At 67.6% G+C, this 19,551-nt stretch carries 20 protein-coding genes; 1 reads left to right on the plus strand and 19 read right to left on the minus strand.

What is annotated here, in order from left to right; translation table 11 throughout:
- Nucleotides 1-2: 2 nt before the first annotated feature.
- Nucleotides 3-971 (minus strand): Bug family tripartite tricarboxylate transporter substrate binding protein, encoded by a 969-nt coding sequence (locus AC1DF3_RS22235; protein WP_286536824.1) that lies wholly within the window; start codon nt 969-971, stop codon nt 3-5.
- A gap of 127 nt (nt 972-1,098) precedes the next feature.
- On the opposite strand from AC1DF3_RS22235, the gene AC1DF3_RS22240 reads away from it, so the two are divergent.
- Nucleotides 1,099-1,857, plus strand: coding sequence for an IclR family transcriptional regulator domain-containing protein (locus AC1DF3_RS22240; RefSeq protein ID WP_286536823.1), 759 nt, complete (start codon nt 1,099-1,101; stop codon nt 1,855-1,857).
- Between the two features lie 21 nt (nt 1,858-1,878).
- Here the strand turns inward: AC1DF3_RS22240 and AC1DF3_RS22245 are convergent, their stop codons facing one another.
- The 18 genes from AC1DF3_RS22245 to AC1DF3_RS22330 form a co-directional block, all read right to left on the minus strand.
- On the minus strand, nt 1,879-3,702 hold the full coding sequence (locus AC1DF3_RS22245) for an extracellular solute-binding protein (protein WP_478140864.1): 1,824 nt from the start codon (nt 3,700-3,702) through the stop codon (nt 1,879-1,881).
- A gap of 120 nt (nt 3,703-3,822) precedes the next feature.
- Complete coding sequence (locus AC1DF3_RS22250; RefSeq protein ID WP_286536821.1) at nt 3,823-4,014, minus strand: 2-hydroxymuconate tautomerase; 192 nt, start codon at nt 4,012-4,014, stop codon at nt 3,823-3,825.
- Nucleotides 4,015-4,025: 11 nt separating this feature from the next.
- Nucleotides 4,026-4,814: a 2-oxo-3-hexenedioate decarboxylase gene (gene dmpH, locus AC1DF3_RS22255; protein WP_478140865.1), complete on the minus strand. Its 789-nt coding sequence runs from the start codon at nt 4,812-4,814 to the stop codon at nt 4,026-4,028.
- Nucleotides 4,811-5,854, minus strand: coding sequence for a 4-hydroxy-2-oxovalerate aldolase (gene dmpG / locus AC1DF3_RS22260; RefSeq protein WP_478140866.1), 1,044 nt, complete (start codon nt 5,852-5,854; stop codon nt 4,811-4,813). The genes dmpH and dmpG overlap by 4 nt, the downstream gene beginning before the upstream one ends.
- A gap of 8 nt (nt 5,855-5,862) precedes the next feature.
- Nucleotides 5,863-6,774 (minus strand): acetaldehyde dehydrogenase (acetylating), encoded by a 912-nt coding sequence (locus AC1DF3_RS22265; protein ID WP_478140867.1) that lies wholly within the window; start codon nt 6,772-6,774, stop codon nt 5,863-5,865.
- 13 nt (nt 6,775-6,787) lie between these two features.
- On the minus strand, nt 6,788-7,570 hold the full coding sequence (dmpE, locus tag AC1DF3_RS22270; protein WP_478140868.1) for a 2-oxopent-4-enoate hydratase: 783 nt from the start codon (nt 7,568-7,570) through the stop codon (nt 6,788-6,790).
- 28 nt (nt 7,571-7,598) lie between these two features.
- Nucleotides 7,599-8,423, minus strand: a complete 825-nt coding sequence (locus tag AC1DF3_RS22275; protein WP_478140869.1) for an alpha/beta fold hydrolase — start codon at nt 8,421-8,423, stop codon at nt 7,599-7,601.
- A 13-nt stretch (nt 8,424-8,436) separates the two neighbouring features.
- Nucleotides 8,437-9,891: a 2-hydroxymuconic semialdehyde dehydrogenase gene (locus AC1DF3_RS22280; protein ID WP_478140870.1), complete on the minus strand. Its 1,455-nt coding sequence runs from the start codon at nt 9,889-9,891 to the stop codon at nt 8,437-8,439.
- Nucleotides 9,892-9,901: 10 nt separating this feature from the next.
- On the minus strand, nt 9,902-10,834 hold the full coding sequence (locus tag AC1DF3_RS22285) for a catechol 2,3-dioxygenase (RefSeq protein WP_478140871.1): 933 nt from the start codon (nt 10,832-10,834) through the stop codon (nt 9,902-9,904).
- A 26-nt stretch (nt 10,835-10,860) separates the two neighbouring features.
- Complete coding sequence (locus AC1DF3_RS22290; protein WP_286373634.1) at nt 10,861-11,205, minus strand: 2Fe-2S iron-sulfur cluster binding domain-containing protein; 345 nt, start codon at nt 11,203-11,205, stop codon at nt 10,861-10,863.
- A gap of 1 nt (nt 11,206) precedes the next feature.
- Nucleotides 11,207-12,265, minus strand: coding sequence for an NADH:ubiquinone reductase (Na(+)-transporting) subunit F (locus tag AC1DF3_RS22295; protein WP_286536813.1), 1,059 nt, complete (start codon nt 12,263-12,265; stop codon nt 11,207-11,209).
- A 19-nt stretch (nt 12,266-12,284) separates the two neighbouring features.
- Nucleotides 12,285-12,647 (minus strand): phenol hydroxylase subunit P4, encoded by a 363-nt coding sequence (locus AC1DF3_RS22300; RefSeq protein ID WP_286373636.1) that lies wholly within the window; start codon nt 12,645-12,647, stop codon nt 12,285-12,287.
- A 30-nt stretch (nt 12,648-12,677) separates the two neighbouring features.
- A complete protein-coding gene (locus AC1DF3_RS22305; RefSeq protein ID WP_301812887.1) occupies nt 12,678-14,264 on the minus strand; it encodes an aromatic/alkene/methane monooxygenase hydroxylase/oxygenase subunit alpha in 1,587 nt (528 codons plus the stop codon).
- 51 nt (nt 14,265-14,315) lie between these two features.
- Nucleotides 14,316-14,612 carry an MmoB/DmpM family protein gene (locus tag AC1DF3_RS22310; protein ID WP_286373638.1) on the minus strand — a complete coding sequence of 99 codons (297 nt, stop codon included), beginning with the start codon at nt 14,610-14,612 and terminating at the stop codon, nt 14,316-14,318.
- Nucleotides 14,613-14,635: 23 nt separating this feature from the next.
- Nucleotides 14,636-15,631: an aromatic/alkene monooxygenase hydroxylase subunit beta gene (locus tag AC1DF3_RS22315; RefSeq protein WP_478140872.1), complete on the minus strand. Its 996-nt coding sequence runs from the start codon at nt 15,629-15,631 to the stop codon at nt 14,636-14,638.
- Nucleotides 15,632-15,660: 29 nt separating this feature from the next.
- Nucleotides 15,661-15,942 (minus strand): phenol hydroxylase subunit, encoded by a 282-nt coding sequence (locus AC1DF3_RS22320; RefSeq protein WP_478140873.1) that lies wholly within the window; start codon nt 15,940-15,942, stop codon nt 15,661-15,663.
- A 215-nt stretch (nt 15,943-16,157) separates the two neighbouring features.
- Entirely contained in the window at nt 16,158-17,810 is a 1,653-nt protein-coding gene (locus AC1DF3_RS22325; protein WP_286536809.1) for a sigma-54-dependent Fis family transcriptional regulator, read from the minus strand.
- 83 nt (nt 17,811-17,893) lie between these two features.
- On the minus strand, nt 17,894-19,525 hold the full coding sequence (locus AC1DF3_RS22330; protein ID WP_478140874.1) for a long-chain fatty acid--CoA ligase: 1,632 nt from the start codon (nt 19,523-19,525) through the stop codon (nt 17,894-17,896).
- Nucleotides 19,526-19,551: the final 26 nt, after the last annotated feature.

Genomic DNA, 19,551 nt, shown 5'->3' on the forward strand with positions numbered 1-19,551 from the left:
TGTCAGTCCAGGGTGACGTTGGCGTTCTTGATGACCTTGGCCCACTTGGCCGACTCGGCCTGGATGAACTGGCCGGTCCGGGCGCTGTCCCAGCCGCGCGGCTCTGCGCCCTGTTCGGCGAACTGCCGCTTGACATCCGGCAACGCGAGTGCGTCGGCAAAGGCCTTCTGCGTCGCCTGCACCTTGGCGGCGGGCGTGCCCGGCGGCGCCACGAGCGCGAACCAGGTCACGGCGTTCATGGCCGGCAGCTTCTGCTCGGCGAAGGTGGGGACGTCGGGCAGGACCTGCGCGCGCTGCTCGTCGGCGATCGCGAGGATGCGCAGCCTGCCGCTCTGGTGGAACGGCAGCGACGAGCTCAGGTTGTCGAAGAAGACGTCGATCTGTCCGCCGACCAGGTCGACCAGCGCCGGCGCCGTGCCCTTGTACGGGACATGGACCATGTCGGTTCCGGTCAGCTGCATGAACATGCTGGCGGTCAGGTGCGAGGTGGTGCCGTTGCCCTGCGAGCCGTAGCTGAGCTTGCCGGGGTTCGCCTTCAGGTAGGCGATGAGCTCGGGCACGCTGCGGACCGGCAGCTTGGGGTTCACCACCAGCACGTTGGGCACAGTGGCGATCATCGTGACCGGCACCCATTTCGCGGGATCGAAGCTCAGCTTGCGGTAGAGGTGCTGGTTGATCGCGATCGGCGCCGGCGGCGACGCCAGCAGCGTCTCGCCGTCGGGCGGCGCGTTGAAGACCGATTCGGCGCCTATATTGCCGCCGGCACCGGTGCGGTTCTCGATCACGACGCCGGCAGGGAAGCTGTCGCGCAGCTTCGCGGCGACCACGCGCGGAAGGATGTCCGCGGTGCCGCCGGCCGGGAACGGAACCACGATTCTCAGGGGTTTGCCTGGTTGGGCAGCGGCCGCGCCGGCCAGGAAGGCAGCGGCCAGGCAGGCCGCGCCCAGGCGCCGGGCGAAGGGTTTGATCATGTCTCGGTATCTCCGTGTCATTCGTTCATCGGGGGAAGCCCAAGTGTCTTGATACAGCGCAAGGCAAACAAGCTAGATTTGCGCTATGCGCAAAAATGACGTTGGCGGCTCATCCGCCCCAGAGCCCGTGGACAAGAATTTCGTGGCCTCGCTGCAGAAGGGCATGGAGGTCCTGACCTGTTTCGGCCGCCAGCACAACCGCCTCACCGTGTCGGAGGTGGCGCGGCTCACCGGCGGCTCGCCGGCTTCGGCGCGGCGGTCGCTGCTGACCCTGCGCGCCCTCGGCTACCTCGACAGCGACGGCAAGCGCTTCTGGCTGCTGCCCAAGGTGCTGCTGGTCGCGCATGCTTATCTAGCGTCGCGGCCGACGCCGTCGCTGGCGCAGCCGCTGCTCGACGCGCTGTCGGAGCGCACGCGCGAATCCGCATCGCTCGGGACCTTGCTGGAGGACGACGCAATCATCATCGCGCGCTCGACCGCGCGGCGCAGCCTCAGCATCGGTCTGGGCATCGGGTCGCGGCTGCCGGCGTACTGCTCGGCGCTCGGTCGGGTGCTGCTGGCCAGCCTGCCGTCCGGCGAGGCCGAGCGCCGTGTGCGCGCGATGCCGCGTCGCGCACTGACGCCGCGCACGGTGTTCGAGGCCGATGCGGTGCTGGCCTTGGTGGACCGCTGCCGCGACGAAGGCTATGCCGGCAGCGACGGCGAACTCGAACTCGGCGTGCGCTCGATGGCGGTGCCGGTGCTGGACCGCGATGGCGCGACGGTGGCCGGCATGAGCATCGCGGTGCGGTCGGAGCGGATGGAACTCATCGAGTTCCGGGATGCCTTCCTGCCGACGCTGCGAAAGGCGAGCGCCAAGCTGACGGCGCGGCTCTATCCGGGGTGAGTCGGGTGCCGCAGAGAATACTCAATCATGCGCACCCGTCTTCGGCGGGTCCATCCACCAGGTCGTCAGCAACGCAGAGCCCGCAAGCAGACGCTGCGGCAACTCGGCATCGGGGCGCCGCAGGTTGCGCTTGTGAAGCATGTAGTACTGCTTGCCGTAGTACAGGGGAACCACGTAGTGCTGATGCAGCAAGAACCTGTCGAGCAGCCGGACAGCCGTTGCAAGGGATGCGCGGTCAGGGCTCTTGACGATGATGTCGATGAGTTCATCGATCACCGAGTCGCTGATCCCGCTGAGGTTCTGGCTGCCCCGCTCGGCCGCGGACTTCGAGCCCAGGTCGTCGTAGAGCTCGTTGCCGGGACTCGATGAGCCGCCCAGGATCTGAATGGTCATGTCGAAGTCGAAGTCGTCGAGCCTCTTCTTGATCAGGGCGGCATCGCGAAGGCGATACTGCAGCGAGATCCCGAGCTTGCCCAGGTTTCTCGCGTAGGGCGCCAGCACGGGTTCCGAACTGCGGTCAGCGATGTCGATCTCGATCACGAATGGCTTGCCGTCGCCGTCGCGCAGCGCGCCATCCCGGTAGGACCAACCCGCCGCCTTCAGCAGCGCCTGCGCTTCGACCAGGTTGCGTCGCAGCCCCTCGGGCGTGTCACCGGTCGCAGCGGGCCGAGGCAATGGCCCCTGCACGACCTTGAGATAGTCCTGCCTGTGCACGAGCCGCGCGATCAGCGCCTGCTCGTCCGGGCCGAGCTCCGGCCTTGCCATCAGGTCGTCGCTGTTCTGGAAGTAGCTGAGGGTCCGAGCTCTGCGCCCATAGAACAGATGCTGGTTCAGCCAGTCGAAGTCGAAGGCCAGCGCCAGCGCCTGACGCACCCGGATATCGGCGAAGCGGGGCTGGCGCAGGTTCACTGCCAAACCCCGCATGCCCGTGAAGCGGCGGTGCGAAATCTCGGTCTTGACGATTTCGCCGGAGTCGAAACGGCGGCCCTTGTAGCGGCGAATCCAGGCGGTGATCGATGTCTCTTCGAGAGCGTCGAGCGCACCCACCTTGATCGACTCTTCCTCCCCGAGTCGATCCCTGAAGTACTGATAGCTGACCTTGTCGAAGTTGAACATTCCCTTGCGAACCGGAAGATCGGCGGCCCAGTAGTCCGGTCGCCGCCGGTAGGAGATGGACTTGCCCGGATCCACCTTGTCGACGACGTAGGGCCCGCTCGCCACGGGTGGCTCGTCGACGACCTGATCGAAGGGCTTGCCCCGACCCCAGGCTCGGGAGAACACGGGCATTTGCCCGATGATCATGTGCAGCTCTGAATTCCGGCGCTTGAACTCGAAACGAATCCTGCGATCGTCGATCACGACAGCCGCCTTGATGTCGCTCCAATAGGAACGAAAAGTCGGGCCGGCCTGCTGACTCATCAAGGTATCGAAGGAGTGCTTCACGTCCTGCGCCAGCACGGGCGTGTTGTCCGAGAAGCGGGCCTTGGGGTTCAGGCGGAAAGTCACGCTCATCTGGTCAGGGGCGACGAGCACGTCTTCCGCCAGCAGCCCGTAATTCGAGAAAGGCTCGTCTTCGCTGGGCGTCATCAATGAATCGAAGACCAGGCCGTATTCCGCGAACACGAAGCCGTTGGGGCTGTAGCCCATGCCGGCCGGGGGCGTGCCCTTGAGCGTGAACGGATTGAGCTTGTCGAAGCTACCGCTCGCCGACAGCGTCAGGTGTCCGCCCTTGGGCGCGTCGGGATTGACGTAGTCGAAATGCTTGAAGGAGTCCGGGTACTTCGGCTCGTATCCCATGCCCAGCCCCTGCGCCGCCCACACAGGCATCGTCAGGGCAATCCACAATCCGACAAGCCAGATTCGCATCCCGGAATTCTGGCCGAGATCGACACGAAGCCGCCGCCCTGGACCCGCCTTCTCCGGGAAAAGAGAAATTTCTGGCGCAGGGAGGGCGGCAGCTTGCTGCTAGCGCCCGAGGTCCTTCGCGCTGACCCCCGCGATGCCCCAGTTCTCCTTCGGCACGTCGTGCAGCCAGACCCGCACGTTCTCCCTGGGCGCGCCGACCGCCTCGACGATCGCGTGCGTGACCTTTTCGATCAGCGCCCGCTTCTGCTCCTCGCTTCGGCCTTCGATGAGATAGATCTGGGCAAATGGCATGGCTGTCTCCTTCAGGCGAAGCGCAGGCCGACGCTGCCCATGCCCTGCACCCTGAGCGTGACCGAATCGCCGGCCTTCACCGCGACCGCCTCGGTGATGCCGCCCGACAGGATCAGGGTGCCGGCAGGGATCTCCTCGCCGCGTGCGCCGAGGTGATTCGCCAGCATCGCGATTGCCGCCGCCGGATGTCCCAGCACCGCGGCGCCGGCGCCGAAGGCCACCGGCTCGCCGTTCTTCTCCAGCACGATGCCGACCGTGCGCAGGTCGACCTCGGCCGCCGGCCGCGGCCGCCCGCCGACCACGAAGCGCGAGGCGGAGGTGTTGTCGGCGACCACGCTCTTCAGGTCGAACTTGAAGTCGCGGTAGCGGCTGTCGATGACCTCGATGCCGGGCAGCACGAAGTCGGTCGCGGCGAGCACCGCCCCGATGTGGCAGCCCGGCCCCCTGAGCGGCGCGCGAGTGACGAAGGCGATCTCGGGCTCGACCTTGGGATGGATCAACTCGGCCATGCGGCATTCGCCGCCTTCGGGCACCGCGTAGCTGTCGGCCATGAAGCCGAACACCGGCGTGGTCACGCCCATCTGTTTCATCTTGGCGTGCGAGGTCAGGCCGGCCTTGAGCCCGATGATGCGATGGCCACGGGCGATCTTGCGCCGGCGGATCTCGTTCTGGATCGCATAGGCGTCGTCCCAGTCCATCTCGGGATACTCGTCGGTGATCTTCGGCGTGTCCTTGGCGCCGAGTTCGCAGCCCTCCAGGTGCTCGGCCAGCGCGGCGATGGTGTCGAGGTCGAGTTTCATGCGGCCACCTCCTGCGTGGCATTGCGCGCCCGGGCGAGCGTCATCGCCGTGTCCTCGATCATGTCTTCCTGGCCGCCGACCATGCCGCGGCGCCCGAGCTCGACCAGGATCTCGCGCGCCGGCACGCCGTACTTGGCCTCGGCGCGCTTGGCGAACAGCAGGAAGGACGAGTACACGCCCGCGTAGCCCAGGGTCAGCGAGTCGCGGTCGACCCGGATGACATGGTCCATGATCGGAACCACGCGGTCTTCGGCGACGTCCTGGATGCGGAACACATCGACGCCGGTCTCGATGCCCATGCGGTCGCAGACGGCGACGAAGACCTCCATCGGCGTGTTGCCCGCACCGGCGCCGAGCCCGGCGGCCGCGGCGTCGATGCGGTTGGCACCGGCTTCGACCGCAGCGATGGAATTGGCCACGCCCATCGCCAGGTTGTGGTGGCCGTGGAAGCCGAGTTCGGTCGAAGGCTTCAAGGCCGCGCGCACCGCGGCGATGCGCGCCCTCACGTCCTCCGGAAGCATGTGGCCGGCGGAGTCGGTCACGTAGATGCAGTTGGCGCCATAGCTTTCCATCAGCAGTGCCTGGCTCGCCAGCGTCGCGGGACTGGCCATGTGCGCCATCATGAGAAAGCCCACAGTGTCGAGCCCGAGCTTGCGCGCCATCGCGATGTGCTGCTCGGACACGTCGGCCTCGGTGCAATGAGTGGCGACGCGCACTGTGTGCACGCCGATCCCGTGCGCCATGCGCAGGTGGTCGACGGTGCCGATGCCCGGAATCAGCAGGGCCGAGACCTTCGCGTTCTTCATCAGCGGGATCACAGCGCCGAGGTAGTCCTCGTCGCTGTGCGCCGGAAAGCCGTAGTTGACCGAGCTGCCGCCCAGCCCGTCGCCGTGCGTCACCTCGATCAGCGGCACGCCTGCTTCATCGAGGCCGGTGGCGATGTGGCGCATCTGGTCGAGCGTCATCAGGTGGCGCTTGGGATGCATGCCGTCGCGCAGCGTCATGTCGTGGACGGTGATCGTCCTGCCTTTGAGGGTCATGGTGCCTCCTATGCCACAGCGGCTTCGGGTTGATGGTGGCCGGCCAGCATCGACTCGGCGAACAATTCCGCCGTGCGTGCCGCGGCGGCGGTCATGATGTCGAGGTTGCCCGCGTACTTCGGCAGGTAGTCGCCCAGGCCTTCGACTTCGAGGTAGATCGACACGCGCCTGCCTTCGAACACCGGTCCGTTCACCAGCTTGTAGCCCGGCACGTACTTCTGCACCTCGGCGATCATCCGGTGCACCGACGCCGTGATCGCGGCCTGGTCGGGCGCGTCCTCGGTCAGGCAGTGGACGGTGTCGCGCATGATCAGCGGCGGCTCGGCGGGGTTGACGATGATGATCGCCTTGCCCCTGGCGGCGCCGCCGACCTGCTCCACCGCGCCGGCCGTGGTGCGCGTGAACTCGTCGATGTTCCTGCGCGTGCCGGGGCCGACCGAGCGGCTGGCCACGGTGGCGACGATCTCGCCGTAGGCCACGGCCTGCACCTGCGACACGGCGGCCACCATCGGGATCGTGGCCTGGCCGCCGCAGGTGACCATGTTGACGTTCATCGGCGCGTCGCGCAACTGGTCCTTCAGGTTGACCGAGGGCACGCAGAACGGCCCGATCGCCGCCGGCGTGAGGTCGATCATCCGCACGCCGAGCGCATTGAGCTTGCGCGAGTTCTCGGCATGCACGTAGGCGCTGGTGGCGTCGAAGGCGATCCGGATGTCGTCGGCCTCCACGTGCGGCAGCAGGCCGTCGACGCCGTCGGCGGTGGTCTTGAGCCCCATCTCGCGGGCCCGCTGCAACCCGTCGGACGCGGGGTCGATGCCGACCATCCAGACGGGTTCGAGCAGCGGGCTGCGCTGCAGCTTGGCCAGCAGGTCGGTGCCGATGTTGCCGGGCCCGATGAGGGCGCACTTGATCTTCTTCATGGGTGGATGTCCTTCAATGGAAGCGAACCGAGCAGCCGCCCAGGCCGCCGATCGAAACGCGGAAGTTGTCGCCGGCCGCGGCCGGGAACATCGCGGCCAGCGCACCCGACAGCACGACCTCGCCGGCCTTCAGTCCGATGCCGAGCCGGCCGAGCGTGTTGGCGAGCCAGGCGACGGCATTGACCGGCGAGCCGAGGGCGGCGGCGCCGGCGCCGGTGGCGACGATCTCGCCGTTCTTCTCGAGCACCATCCCGCAGGTGCCCAGGTCGATCCGGCGCGGATCGACGGCACTGTCGCCGAGCACGAAGACGCCGCAGGAGGCGTTGTCGGCCACGGTGTCGGCAATCCTGATCTTCCAGTCGCGGATGCGCGAATCGACGATCTCGAAGCAGGGCATGACGCATTCGGTGGCGGCCAGCACGTCGGCGTTGCCGATGCCCGGACCCATCAGGTCGCGCTTCAGGATGAAGGCGATCTCGCCCTCGGCCTTGGGCTGGATCAGGGTCCGCGTGTCGATCGACTCCCCTTCGCCGACGATCATGCCGTCCAGGAGATAGCCGAAGTCGGGCTGGAAGACGCCGAGCATGTTCATCACGGCGCGCGAGGTGACGCCGATCTTCTTGCCGACGATGCGCTCGCCGGCGTCGAGCCGGCGCGCGATCATGCGCTGCTGCACGTGGTAGGCGTCCTCGATGGTGATGGCCTCGTGGCGGCTGGTGAGCGGCTCCACGACCTGGCGGTCGCGCAGCGCGGTGTAGAGTTCGTCGCCGAGCTGGTGGATGAGCGGGGTGTCCATGGTGGGCATCTCGTGTAGATGGGATGAATCAATCGGCCTCGGCGAGGAAATCGCCGACCAGCCGCGCAAAGCGGGCACCGTGCTCGATCTGCGTCCAGTGGCCGCAGCGGCCGAACACGTGCAGCTGGCTGTTCGGAATCCAGTCGGCCAGGGTCAGCGAGGTGGCGAGCGGAATCACCTGGTCCTCGCGGCCGTGGATCACCAGCGTCTCGTGCGGCAACGCGCGGATGGCTGCCTCCGGGCTCGCCATGGCGTCGACCCAGCGCTGGCGCGGCGCCGGGAACATCGCGCCGAAGGATTCCTGGAAGCCTGGCTGGATGCTGGCCTCGTAGCGCAGCTGAGCGAGCTCGTCCGTGACCAGCGCGCGGTCATGGGCGAACACGTCCATGATGCGGCGCATGTTCTCGAACGAGGGCGTGTAGCCCCACACGGCATCCAGCCCCGGCGTGATCGCGAAAGGCACGCCGACGCTGCCCATCAGGACCAGCCGGCGTACCCGGTGCGGCGCGCGGATCGCGAGCGCCAGCGACAGCGCGCCGCCGAACGAGTTGCCCACCACGTCGCCGCGCTCCACGTCCAGCGCATCGAGCAGGTCGATCGCCTGCTGCACCCAGGTGTCCATCGTGTAGGCGATGCCCGGCGGGCGCTCGGTGTAGCCGAAACCCGCCATGTCGGGCGCGATGGCCCGCCGCGTCTGCGCCAGTACCGGCAGCGCCAGCCGCCAGTTGGCCCAGGCGCTGACACCCGGGCCCGAGCCGTGGATGAAGAGCGCCGGCGCGCCCTGCCCCAGGTCGTGAACGTTGGTGTCGAAGGCCCCGGTGCGCACCCGCAGGCCGATCTCCGGATGGCTCATGGCCGTTCGCTCCTCACAGCTTGATGCAGACATTGCGCAACTCGGTATAGAACTCGAGCGAATGGACGCCGCCCTCGCGGCCGATCCCCGAGGCCTTGGCGCCGCCGAAGGCGGTCCGCAGGTCGCGCAGGAACCAGCTGTTGATCCAGCAGATGCCGACCTCCACCTGCCGCGCGACGCGGTGCGCCCGCCCAAGGTTCTCGGTCCACACCGTGGTGGCGAGGCCGTAGTCGGTGGCGTTGGCCAGCGCGATGGCTTCTTCCTCGGTGTCGAAGGGCGCGATGTGGCAGCACGGGCCGAAGATCTCCTCGCGGATGACCGCGGCGCTCTCGGGCAGGCCGGTCCAGATGGTCGGCTGCACCCAGTGGCCTTCGGCCAGCGCGCCGGTCATCTGCGGAACGCCGCCGCCGGTGACCACGGTGGCGCCCTCGTCCCTGGCCTTCTGGTAGTACGACAGCACCTTCTGCTGGTGCTCGCGCGAGATCAGCGGGCCGAGGTTCACGCCGGCTTCTTCGGAGGGCCCGGGCTTCAGCGCATCGGCCCTGGCCTTCAACGCGGCAACGAAGCGGTCGAAGATCGGCCGCTGCACATAGACGCGCTCGGTGCCCAGGCACACCTGGCCGCAGTTCTCGAAGGCCGAGCGCGTGATGCCGGCCACCGCCTTGTCGAAGTCGGCGTCGGCGAACACCAGCCCCGCGTTCTTGCCGCCGAGTTCGAAGGACACCGGCCGCACGCCCTTCGCCGCCGCGGCCATGATGGCCTCGCCGGTGCGCGTCTCGCCGGTGAAGGTGATGCCGTCGACGCCCGGATGCGTGGTCAGGAACTCACCGGCCGACCGCGGCCCAAAGCCGTGCACCACGTTGTAGACGCCGGGCGGGATGCCCACCGCGTTCATTACCTCGCCGAGCAGGGTGGCGGTGGCCGGCGTCTCTTCCGAGGGCTTGACGACCACGGTATTGCCGCAGGCCAGCGCCGGCCCGACCTTCCAGGTCATGAGCAGCAGCGGCAGGTTCCACGGGCAGACCACGCCGATCACGCCCAGCGGCGAGCGGATCGCGTAGTTGAGTGCCTGGCCGCCGTCGGGCGTGGCGGTCTCGAAGGTCTCGGTCGGCACGTTCTTGACGATGTCCGCGAACACCTTGAAGTTGGCGGCGCCGCGCGGGATGTCGATGTGAGAGGCCAGCGAATGCGGCTTGCCGGTGTCGGCCATCTCGGCCTGCAGGAAGTCGTCGAAGCGGCGGTTGATCTCGTCGGCCACGGCGTGCAGCAGCTCGATCCTGCGGCCCACGCTCATGCGACCCCACTCGCCTTGCAGCGCCGCTCGGGCAGCGCGCACGGCGGCGTCGACCTCGGCCGCACCAGCCTCGTGGACGCGGCCGAGCAGCCGGTTGTCGGCCGGCGCGCGGTTGTCGAAGGTCTTCGAGGTGGCGACGAATTCGCCGCCGATGAAGTTGAGGAAATGCTTCACGTCCGGCCCCTCAGGTCACCACCGAAAGGAAGTTCTCGTTGAGCTTGCGGTCGTGATAGAAGATCGCGCGCCCGAGTTCGTCGTCGGTCCAGGTCAGCGGCGGCTTGTCCGGATAGAACACGTAGCCGCCCGAGAAGACCTCGTTGCGGTTGCCGCTCGGGTCGAAGAAGTAGATCGTCTCGCCGCGCGTGATGCCGTGCCGCGTCGGCCCGATGTCCAGCGAGACGCGCTTCTTGGTGATGATGTCGGCCGCCTTCAGCACCTCGCCCCAGTTGTCCAGCAGGAAGGACGCGTGGTGGAACTTGTTCTTCTCCGGGTGGCGGATGAAGGCGATGTCGTGCGGCTTGGTCGAGCAGGTCAGGAAGGCGGCGATCGCCATCCGCTCCGGCCCGGCCACCACGCTCTCGGCCAGGTTGAAGCCCAGCACCTCGGTGAAGAGCTTCATCGTGCCGTCGAGGTCGTCGCCGTACAGCAGGCAGTGATCGAAGCGCGAGGGCGCCATGCCCTTGAGATTGTCGGGGGAGATCTCGGGGTTCTCGTAGGGCATGCCGTTGCCGACCTTCTCCTTCTCGGCGAAGAGCTCGATCGCATGGCCGGTGGGCACCGTGAAGCGGAAGCGCTTGCCGGTCCGCAGGTGCTCGCCGGCGGCGATCCATTGCATGTCGGTCGCCAGGCCGCTGGCCTCGAGGTCGGCCGCCAGCTTCTCGAGCGTGGCGGGGGAGTCGACCCGGAAGCCCATGAAGTCCATGCCGGCCGTGTCGGCCTCGCGCAGCACCACGCTGTGGTGGTCGTGCTCGTCCCAGGCCTTGAAGTAGATGCGGCCTTGCGCATCGCGCGCGGTCTCGATCAGGCCGAGAACGTCGCGGTAGTGCTTGATGGCCGCTTCCAGGTCGAGCACGCGCAATTGAACGTGGCCCGGTCGCAGTACGCCAGTGAGTGCCATGGTGAGTCTCCTTCGGTGGTTGAAGTTCAGGTGGGGGAACGGGTAGCGTCGGCGAGGTGCCGCTCGATGCAGCGCGCCATCCGGGCGACCGCCAGCAGTTGCAGGTCGCTTTGCGGATAGGCGCGGCAGGCCAGCACGTAGCCTTCGGCCTCCTCGTCGGCGCTGATGTGGCTGCGGCTCATGCGCTCGCAGCGCGTGCGGCCGGCTTCGATGCGCACCTTGCAGATGCCGCAGCCGCCGCCGCGGCAGCCGACCGGTATGCCCTTGCGGCCGAGCTGCTCCATGCCGCCGAGCAGGGTCTGGTCGCCGCGGCAGGCATAGCGTTCGCTCGTGTTGCCGATGGCGATCGAGAAGCACGGTGTCGCGGTCATCTCAAAGCGCCTTGAAAAGCGGGCTGCGCGGCGCGGCGGTGGCGGCGTCGGCGGCGGTGAAGAACTTCTCGGTGTAGATGTCGCGCTCGAACAGCCGGCCCTGCATCAGGGTCGCGATGCAGGCCTCGGTCATCGGCGGCGGTCCGCACAGATAGGCCTTGTGGCCGCGGAAGTCGTTCGCGAAGTGCGCCTTCAGCGCCTCGTGGGCGTAGCCGCGTGCGCCGCTCCAATCGGCATCCGGCGCCAGGTCGGACAGCACCGGCACGTAGCTGAAGTTCGGATGGCGTTCCGCGAGCGCCTCGAAGACCTCGCTGAAGTAGAGCTCTTCATGGTTGCGCGCGCCCTGGATCAGGGTGATCGGGAGTTCGCAGCCCTCGTTCAGGAGGTCGAGCACCATGGCCTTGGGGCTCGACAGGCCCGAGCCGCCGGCCACGAAGATCATCGGCAGGCGCGCCGACTTGCGAACGAAGAAGCGGCCGTTCGGCGCCGTGAAGCGCAGCGTCTGGCCGACCTGCAGCTCGTCGTGCAGCCAGCCCGTGGCGCGGCCCTGGGGCACGCGGCGGATGTGCAGCTCGATCAGGTCCTCATGCGGTGCATTGGCGATCGAAAAAGCCCGCTCGCCCTCGACGCCGGGCACATGCAGCATCAGGTACTGGCCGGCCTGGAACGCAGCAGGCTTGGCGGTGCGCAGCCAGAGCCCGCGGATCGTCGGCGTCAGCATTCGGGCCTCGACCAGCTCGGCGTCGAAGTCCTCGAGCGGCAGGAACTGCGCGTCGGGGTCTTCGTCGATCTCGGCCTCGATCACGAGGTCGGCCTGCGCCGTGGCACAGCAGGCGAGGATCTTGCCTTCGTCGCGCTCGAAATCCATCAGCGCGAAGTTGGAGGCCTCGCCGTGCTCGCATTCGCCCTCGAGCACCTGCACCTTGCACGTGCCGCAGACGCCGTGGCCGCAGGCGTGCGGCAGCCAGACGCCGGCGCGCAGGCAGGCGTCCAACACCGTCTGGCCGTCGCGGGCGGCGACGCCTTGTCCGAGCGGCTCGATCATGATCTGGAAGCTCATGGCGTTGGTCCTCGCGGCTTCAGCTGTGCGAGCCCTTGATGCCCTTGAGGCCGGGCACCCGGAAGCGGATCACGGACTTGTGGACCAGGCCGTTGTCGGCCAGCGACTTCGCCGGATCGGGCACGAAGGGCTTGCCCGAGTCGAGCCACTGGGCTTGCCCCCAATCGATCTTCTCGAAGTCGGGATGGCTGCCGTAGACGCCGGGCAGCACCTCGCTCAGGAGCGCGCCGAAGGGCATGGCCGCGGGCAGCGGCAGGCACACGGGCGAGCAGAACAGCAGGTGGTCGTCCCAGCCGATGTAGAGAAGGCGGTTGCCGTGGAAGCGGTCTTCGCTGTCCGCGACGGTGCCGGTGTAGCCGGGGGCGAGTGCAACAACAGACATGGGTTTCTCCTGTGTCGGGTTCGGTGAGCTTCAGGCGACCTTCGGCTGCGCAGGCTGCGCCGACAGGTCCTGGCCGGTCCAGCGCTCCCAGTTCGCCTTGTCCGGCGAGGTGTTGAATTCGCCGTTGTCCGCGCCGTCGTTGATGTGGTAATACTTCAGCACCGCGGCCAGCGGGTCGAAGCCCGGCACCGTCGGGTCGGTGCCCTCGGGGAAGCAGTTGCCCTGGTAGATCTGGTGCACCGGCAGCCAGGCCTGAACGTATTTCTCGGGCTCGTCGTCGAAGATGTCCTTGCAGCCGTCGGAGCAGAAGTGATGCTTCATGCCGTGGTAGCTGCTCTCGCGGTAGCAGATCTTTGTCGGGTCGTCGGGCTCGGTGAAGAACATCGGCACCTGGCAGGTCTGGCACAGCATCGGCAAGGTGTTGTTGAACCAGCGCTTGCCCTGGCGCTCCTGCTCGGCGAGCCACTCGAAGCGCGGGCGATACATCCGGTCGAAGGTCTCGGGGTACTTCTCCGACAGCCAGTCCATTTCTTCGGGCCGCGGCACCCAGACATTGAAGTCGGCAGCGTGGCCGTAGTTGTTGAAGGTGGCCCACGCCTCGTGCGAGAGGCGGCTCTTCTCCTTCGTCGCGACTTCGTGGTACTTGGGCATGCGGATGCCGTAGCGCGCCAGATCCTGGAACAGCGCGCCGCCGTTCTTCTCGAAGTACATCTCCCAGGCCTCGGACCAGCTCATCACGCGCTTGGGCAGCATGTAGTCCATCATCATCGCGACCAGGGTCAGCAGGCGGTAGCCGCGCCAGAACCACTTGTCGACCCACTTCTGCACGATGGGGACGTTGTCCGGGTCCTGCTCCAGGATGAACTTCACGACCTCGAGCCCCAGCGTCATGTGGCGCGACTCGTCGCTCTGGGCCGAGAAGCCGAAGGTCACGGTCGCCATGTCGCCGTTGTAGGCGGCGCCGCTCATGAAGGGCATGAACAGCAGGTTGGTCAGCACGTACTCGAACGAGAACGAGATCGCGGTGATGAACTCGAAGGGCCCGGCGCTCATCGCGTCCTCGAAGTAGCTCTTGGGCACCGAGAGGTACCAGACCCGGTCGTGCATGTGCTGCGGATCGTGCAGCCCGTTGAAGTACTTGTTGAAGTGGCTGATGGTGTGGAACTGCGTCTGCGCATGGCGCAGCTCGTCGATCGACTGCATCTGGCAGGCCACGCGCGCGCCGACGCCGCGCAGCGATCGCCCGGCCATCGCATAGCCGCGGTGCGCCGCGTATTCGAGCGGCGAGACGCCGGTCAGGAACAGCTTCAGCGTGTTCAGGTAGCGCGGGTCGCTGATGTTGAACTGGCCGTTGTTCTGCTGGAAGGCGTCGATGATCGCGTAGAGCTTCTTTTCCTTCTCGCCCTGGAACTTCCAGTAGGCGTCCATCGTGAGGCGGAACGGGTCTTCCCACTGGTCCCAGTCGTGGATCTTGATGCCCTCGAACTTGTCGAAGGGAAAGACATCGTCCATCGACTGGTAGGTGGTGTCCCAGCCGAGGCCGCGGGTCATCATCGCGTAGCGTTCCTTCAGGCCGAGCCGGGCGGCGGGGCGCTTGGTGTTGTCTGCGTGGGTCATGGCGTCGTGTCCTTGAATGCGGTGATGCGGTGATGCAGTGGTGCGGTGCGCTCAGGCGCCCCAATGGAGGATGAATTCGTCGTCGGTCTCTTCGATGCTTCCGGACAGCGAGATCAGGCTCAGGTGGATCTCCTGCAGGTCCCAGCGGCGGCCGACGCGCTCCTCGACCGAGGCCTGGCGGATCACCAGCCGGCCCGGTGCATCGACCTTGACCATCGCCGGGTAGTCGATGGCGGTGGCGCCGGGGTTGTCGGCGAGGATGGCCTCGACGATGGCGCGTGCGGTCTCGCTGGTCTGCAGCGCGATGAAGACCGGCGGGCGGGCGATGTCTGCGGTGGCGGTGGTCATTCGGGTCTCCTGGGTTGTTGTCATCAAGCGGCGATGCCGAGGCGCGCGGCGCGGGCGTCGAGTTCGGCGGCGACGGCCTGCAGCGCTTCAGCGCCGCCGGCGCCCAGCGCCAAGGCCGACAGCGGTCCGAGCGCATCGACGATCTGCTCGCGCCAGGTCCGATACCAGGCTGCGAGCTGCGCCTTGTTGGCCGGCGATTCATCGGCCGCGGTCTTGACCGTGGCGTCGACCCAGCGCAGGTTCTCGTCGAACCAGTCGTTCTGGAACTCGGTCAGCATCGCCAGCGCATTGCCGGTGGCGGCGCTGCGCTCGTTCACGTAGCGCCGGTAGACCAGCGGATACAGCAGGCCGTCGAAGACCAGGTTCTGCGCCACGAAGACCTCGAACCAGTCGCGCGTGACGAACAGGTTTTCCATCAGGCGGCGGACGCCCTGCCAGGCCGGGTGCGAGAGCCAGGCTTCCTTGCCGGCGTCCAGCGCGGCGCCCGAGTTGCCGTCGAGCTGCAGGCCTACGCGCGACAGGTACTGCGCGATGCCCAGCCGGTCCATGGCGGCGAAGATGAAGGGCTGCGTCACCGCGGTGCCGTAGCCGTAGCCGCAGCAGTAGCTGTGGTTCATGTTGGCGCCCCATTCGTAGTGGCGCAGCGGCACCAGCACCTGCTGCAATGATTCGCGGGTGCCGGCGTCGGCCTGGGCCAGCAGCCGGCGCTTCTCGGCGAACTCGAACTGCCGGTCGGCGCCTTCCTGCTGCCGGGCGCGGGTCATCGTGTAGACGCCGTAGTAGAAGTGGCGCGGGTCCTTGAAGCTGTACCAGTCGGCCATCGCGATCGCGGTGCGGCGCTTGTCGTAGAGCTCGTACTCGGGCTGCCACAGCGGCCGGTAGTGGAAGTTGGCGGTCGGCTGCATGTCCAGCGTGGCTTCCTGGTAGCGCGAAGCCGGCTTGTCGCCGAGCCGCCGGGCGACGTGCGAGAAGGTCTGGCGGATCGGCCGGATGTCGGTGGTCTTGATGTCGACTTGCACGGGGTGTCTCCTCGGGTGGGGTTCAGGGTCTAGTGATCGATGCCGGGGGCGCCGTAGCGCCACTTCATGCGCTCGAAGTCGAGCCGGGCGCCCTCCTCGGTCGTCAGGTGGCGTACCTGGTGGCGCTCGCAGAATTCGCGGAACTGATCGAACTGCATGACCAGCTCGACCGCCAGTTCGGGGTCGCCGATGGCGAACTCGAACTCGACGAAGCGCGCGTCACGGGTGCCCGTGACGCGCACGAAGCACGGCTGTCCGGTCATCGCGCTGGCACTGCCGCTGTGCCGGTCCGGCGGGGTTGAAAGGGTCACGTGTTCAATCCATCAAATCCGGGTCGGCAACAGCGCCGCCCCGACCAATAAGGGCAACGCGCGTGCCAGCGCGGCTAAGTGATTGATTTGTATGGACCCGGCCGGTGACCGGGCCGGGTGGTCCGGGTTGTCCCGGATGATGGGGTGATCATTTGCTGCGGTGCAGCGTGATCAAATGGTGAAATCCGCGGGCTCAGGCGCAGGGGCCCGCGGACTCAGGACGCCGGCAGTCCTTCCTTCTTCAACCGGTAGGCCAGCTGCGGCCGCGTGATGCCCAGCAGCCGCGCCGCCTGCGACAGGTTGCCCTTGGCCCGCTGCATGGCCATTTGCATCAGCCGCTGCTCGAGCGATGCGATGTCGATGCTTTCCTCGAGGACGCGCTCGCACAGCGCGTCCAGCGTGCCGCCTTCGGATTGCGTGATCTGGCCGCCGGCACCGAGTTGGCCCTCGACCGGCGCGCCCGAAGGCGAACTCCACAGGTACGCGGCCTCGATGTCGCCATGGTCGGGCGCCAGCAGCACCGCGCGCTCGATCACATTCTCGAGTTCGCGGATGTTGCCCGGCCACGCGTGCTTCATGACCTCGCGCATCGCCTTGTCGGTCAGGCCGCGCAGCTTCTTGCCGTACAGCGTGCTGTACTTCTCGACGAAGCGCCCGACCAGCGCCGGGATGTCGGCCGTGCGCTCGCGCAGCGGCGGAATGGTGATCGGGAAGGTGTTGAGGCGGTAGAAGAGATCGCTCCTGAACTTGCCGGCCTGCATCGCCCGCGGCAGGTCGACGTTGGTCGCCGCGACGATGCGGACATCGACCCGCGTCGCCTGGTCGGCGCCGAGGCGCTCGATCTCGCCGGTCTGCAGCACGCGCAGCAGCTTCACCTGGGTCGCCGGCGGCAGGTCGCCCGCCTCATCGAGAAACAGGGTGCCGCCGTGGGCGCGCTCGAAGCGGCCCGCGCGCGCATGGTGGGCGCCGGTGTAGGCGCCCTTCTCGACCCCGAACAGCTCGGCCTCGATCAGCTCCGCCGGGATCGCGGCGCAGTTGACCGCGATGAAGGGCTGCTTGGCGCGCGGCCCGTTGTCGTGCAGCCAGCGCGCGAACAGCTCCTTGCCGACCCCGGTCTCGCCGAGCAGCAGCACGGTGATGGCGCTCCGGGCGGCCGTCCGCAGCAGGTCGAAGGCCGCGCGAAAGCCCGGCGAGACGCCGACCAGCTTCTGGTCGTATTCGCGGCGCGGCTGCAGGGCGCGCAGGTGTTCGAGCCCGAGGTTGAACTCGATCAGCCGCTCCGCGACGTGGTGCTGCCGGAAGTAGTCGAGGTAGCGCTCGTCCTGCCACTCCTCTGCGACGTGGCCGACGATGCGGCAGCGGCTGTCGCCCATGCTGGTGCACTCGACCTCCTTGAAGACCACCAGCCGGCCCATGAAGGCGCTGGTGTAGCCCGACGCATAGCCGATCTGCGACCAGCATTGCGGATCGTCGCCGTATCCGAAGTCGGCCACGTGGGCCTCGCACTCCCAGGAGTTCTCCCAGACGAACTCGCCGAAGAACTGCTTGTTCTCCAAGTCCATCTCGAGCTTGATCATCTCGACGCTGACGATGCCTTCGATCGAGTGCAGGCGCGGGCCGAGCATGAAGGCGTCTTCGGTGCGCAGGCCGGCGCGCCGCTCCTTGACCGCCAGCTCGCCGTCGCGCTGGCCCGACGCGAAGCCCATGCGCACCAGCAGGCCGCGAGCGCGCTCGACGCCCAGCGAATCCAGCAACTCCTTGCGCAGTTCGGCAAAGGCACGCGCATGCAGCAGCAGCATGCGCTGCTCGTCCAGCCAGATGTGGCCGGAGCCCGCGTTGAAGCGCAGGAGAGAAAGAAGTTCTCCCACGTTGTCTCTCCTTGTATGAAAACCGGTTGCCGATGCAACGCGATGCTATCAGCAGCATCGGCCGGCAGGCGGCCGCGGGAGACTCAGTCGGGCGACTGCGAGACCCGGTCGCGGTACATCTCGCGCAGCCGCGTCTTGAGGAACTTGCCGGTCCCGGTCTTGGGGATCGCGTCGACCCATTCGAAGTCGTCGGGCAACTGGAAACGCGCCAGCTTCGGGCGCAGGAATTCGCGCAGCGCCGGTGCATCGACCTCGGCGCCGGGACGCCGCACCGCCACCACCAGCGGCCGCTCGCCCCACTTGGGGTGGGCGATCGCGACCACCGAGGCCTCGGCCACCGCGGGATGGCCCATGACCAGGTTCTCGAGCTCGACCGAGCTGATCCACTCGCCGCCCGACTTGATCATGTCCTTGCTGCGGTCGACCAGGTGCATGTAGCCGTCGGGGTCGATGGTGCCGATGTCGCCGGTGCGCAGCCAGCCGTCGGCGGTGAACTTGCCCGGGTCGTCCGGCGTCGCGTGGTAGCCGCCCGTGACCCACGGCCCGCGCACCTGCACTTCGCCCGAGGCCTTGCCGTCCCAGGGCTGCAGGCCCGCGGCCTCGTCGACGATGCGCATCTCGACCAGCGGCGTGGCGATGCCCTGCATGGCGCGCAGCGCATGCCGCGCTTCGTCGGGCAGCGCGAGATGCTTGGGCTTGATGACCGGCACGCTGCCGAGCGGCGAGGTCTCGGTCATGCCCCAGCCCTGCACGATGTGCATGTCGTGCGAAGCGAAGTTGGCGATCATCGACGGCGGCACCGCGGCGCCGCCGACCAGCATCCGCATGCCCTTCACGAGGCGGCGCTCGCGGGTCGGCTTCTGCATGGCCTGCCAGATCATCATCCAGATGGTCGGCACGCCGAGCGCCATCGTGACCTGGCCTTCTTCCATCAGGTCGAGCAGGTCGTCGCCGCCGAGGTGGGGGCCGGGCAGGACCTGTCCGGCGCCGACCATCATGGCCGAGAACGGCACGGCCCAGGCGTTGGCGTGGAACATGGGCGTGACCATCATCACCTGGTCGCGCGCCGACAGCGCGAACAGGTCGGGGATGCAGCCGGTGATGGCGTGCAGCACCATCGAGCGGTGCGAATACACGACGCCTTTCGGCCGGCCCGTGGTGCCCGAGGTGTAGCACATGCCGACCGCCTCGTTCTCGTCCTGCTCGGGGTAGCGGTAGCCGGTGGCGTCGCCTTCGATGAAGTCCTCGTAGCTCTGCAGGCCCGCCGGCAAGGCGGCACCGCTGAACGGCACGACGATGACGCGCGGCTGCTGCCTGAGCAGCGGCGACACGCGCTCCCAGACCGGCAGCAGCACGTCGTCGACGATCAGCACGCGGTCGCCGGCATCGTCCATGATGTAGGCGATGTCCTCGGGTGACAGCCGCAGGTTCAGGGTGTGCAGCACCGCGCCCGCGGCCGGGATGCCGAAGTAGCTCTCGAGGTGCCAGGCATGGTTCCAGCTCATGGTGGCGACCGGGTCGCCGCGGGCGATGCCGGCCTTGTCGCGCAGGGCCTGGGCCAGCTGCCGGGCCCGGCGCCGGATCTCGCGGTAGCTGCGACGGTAGGTCGACCTGTCGGGCAGCCGGCCCAGCACCTCTTGGTCGCCGAAATAGGTGCCGGCGCGGTCGAGGATCTGGTTGGTGCTGAGCTGCACCGGCATCATGGTGGACTTCATCGTCTGTCTCCGTCGAGGGGCGCGAA

The sequence above is a fragment of the Variovorax sp. 10N432 genome (assembly GCF_056394465.1).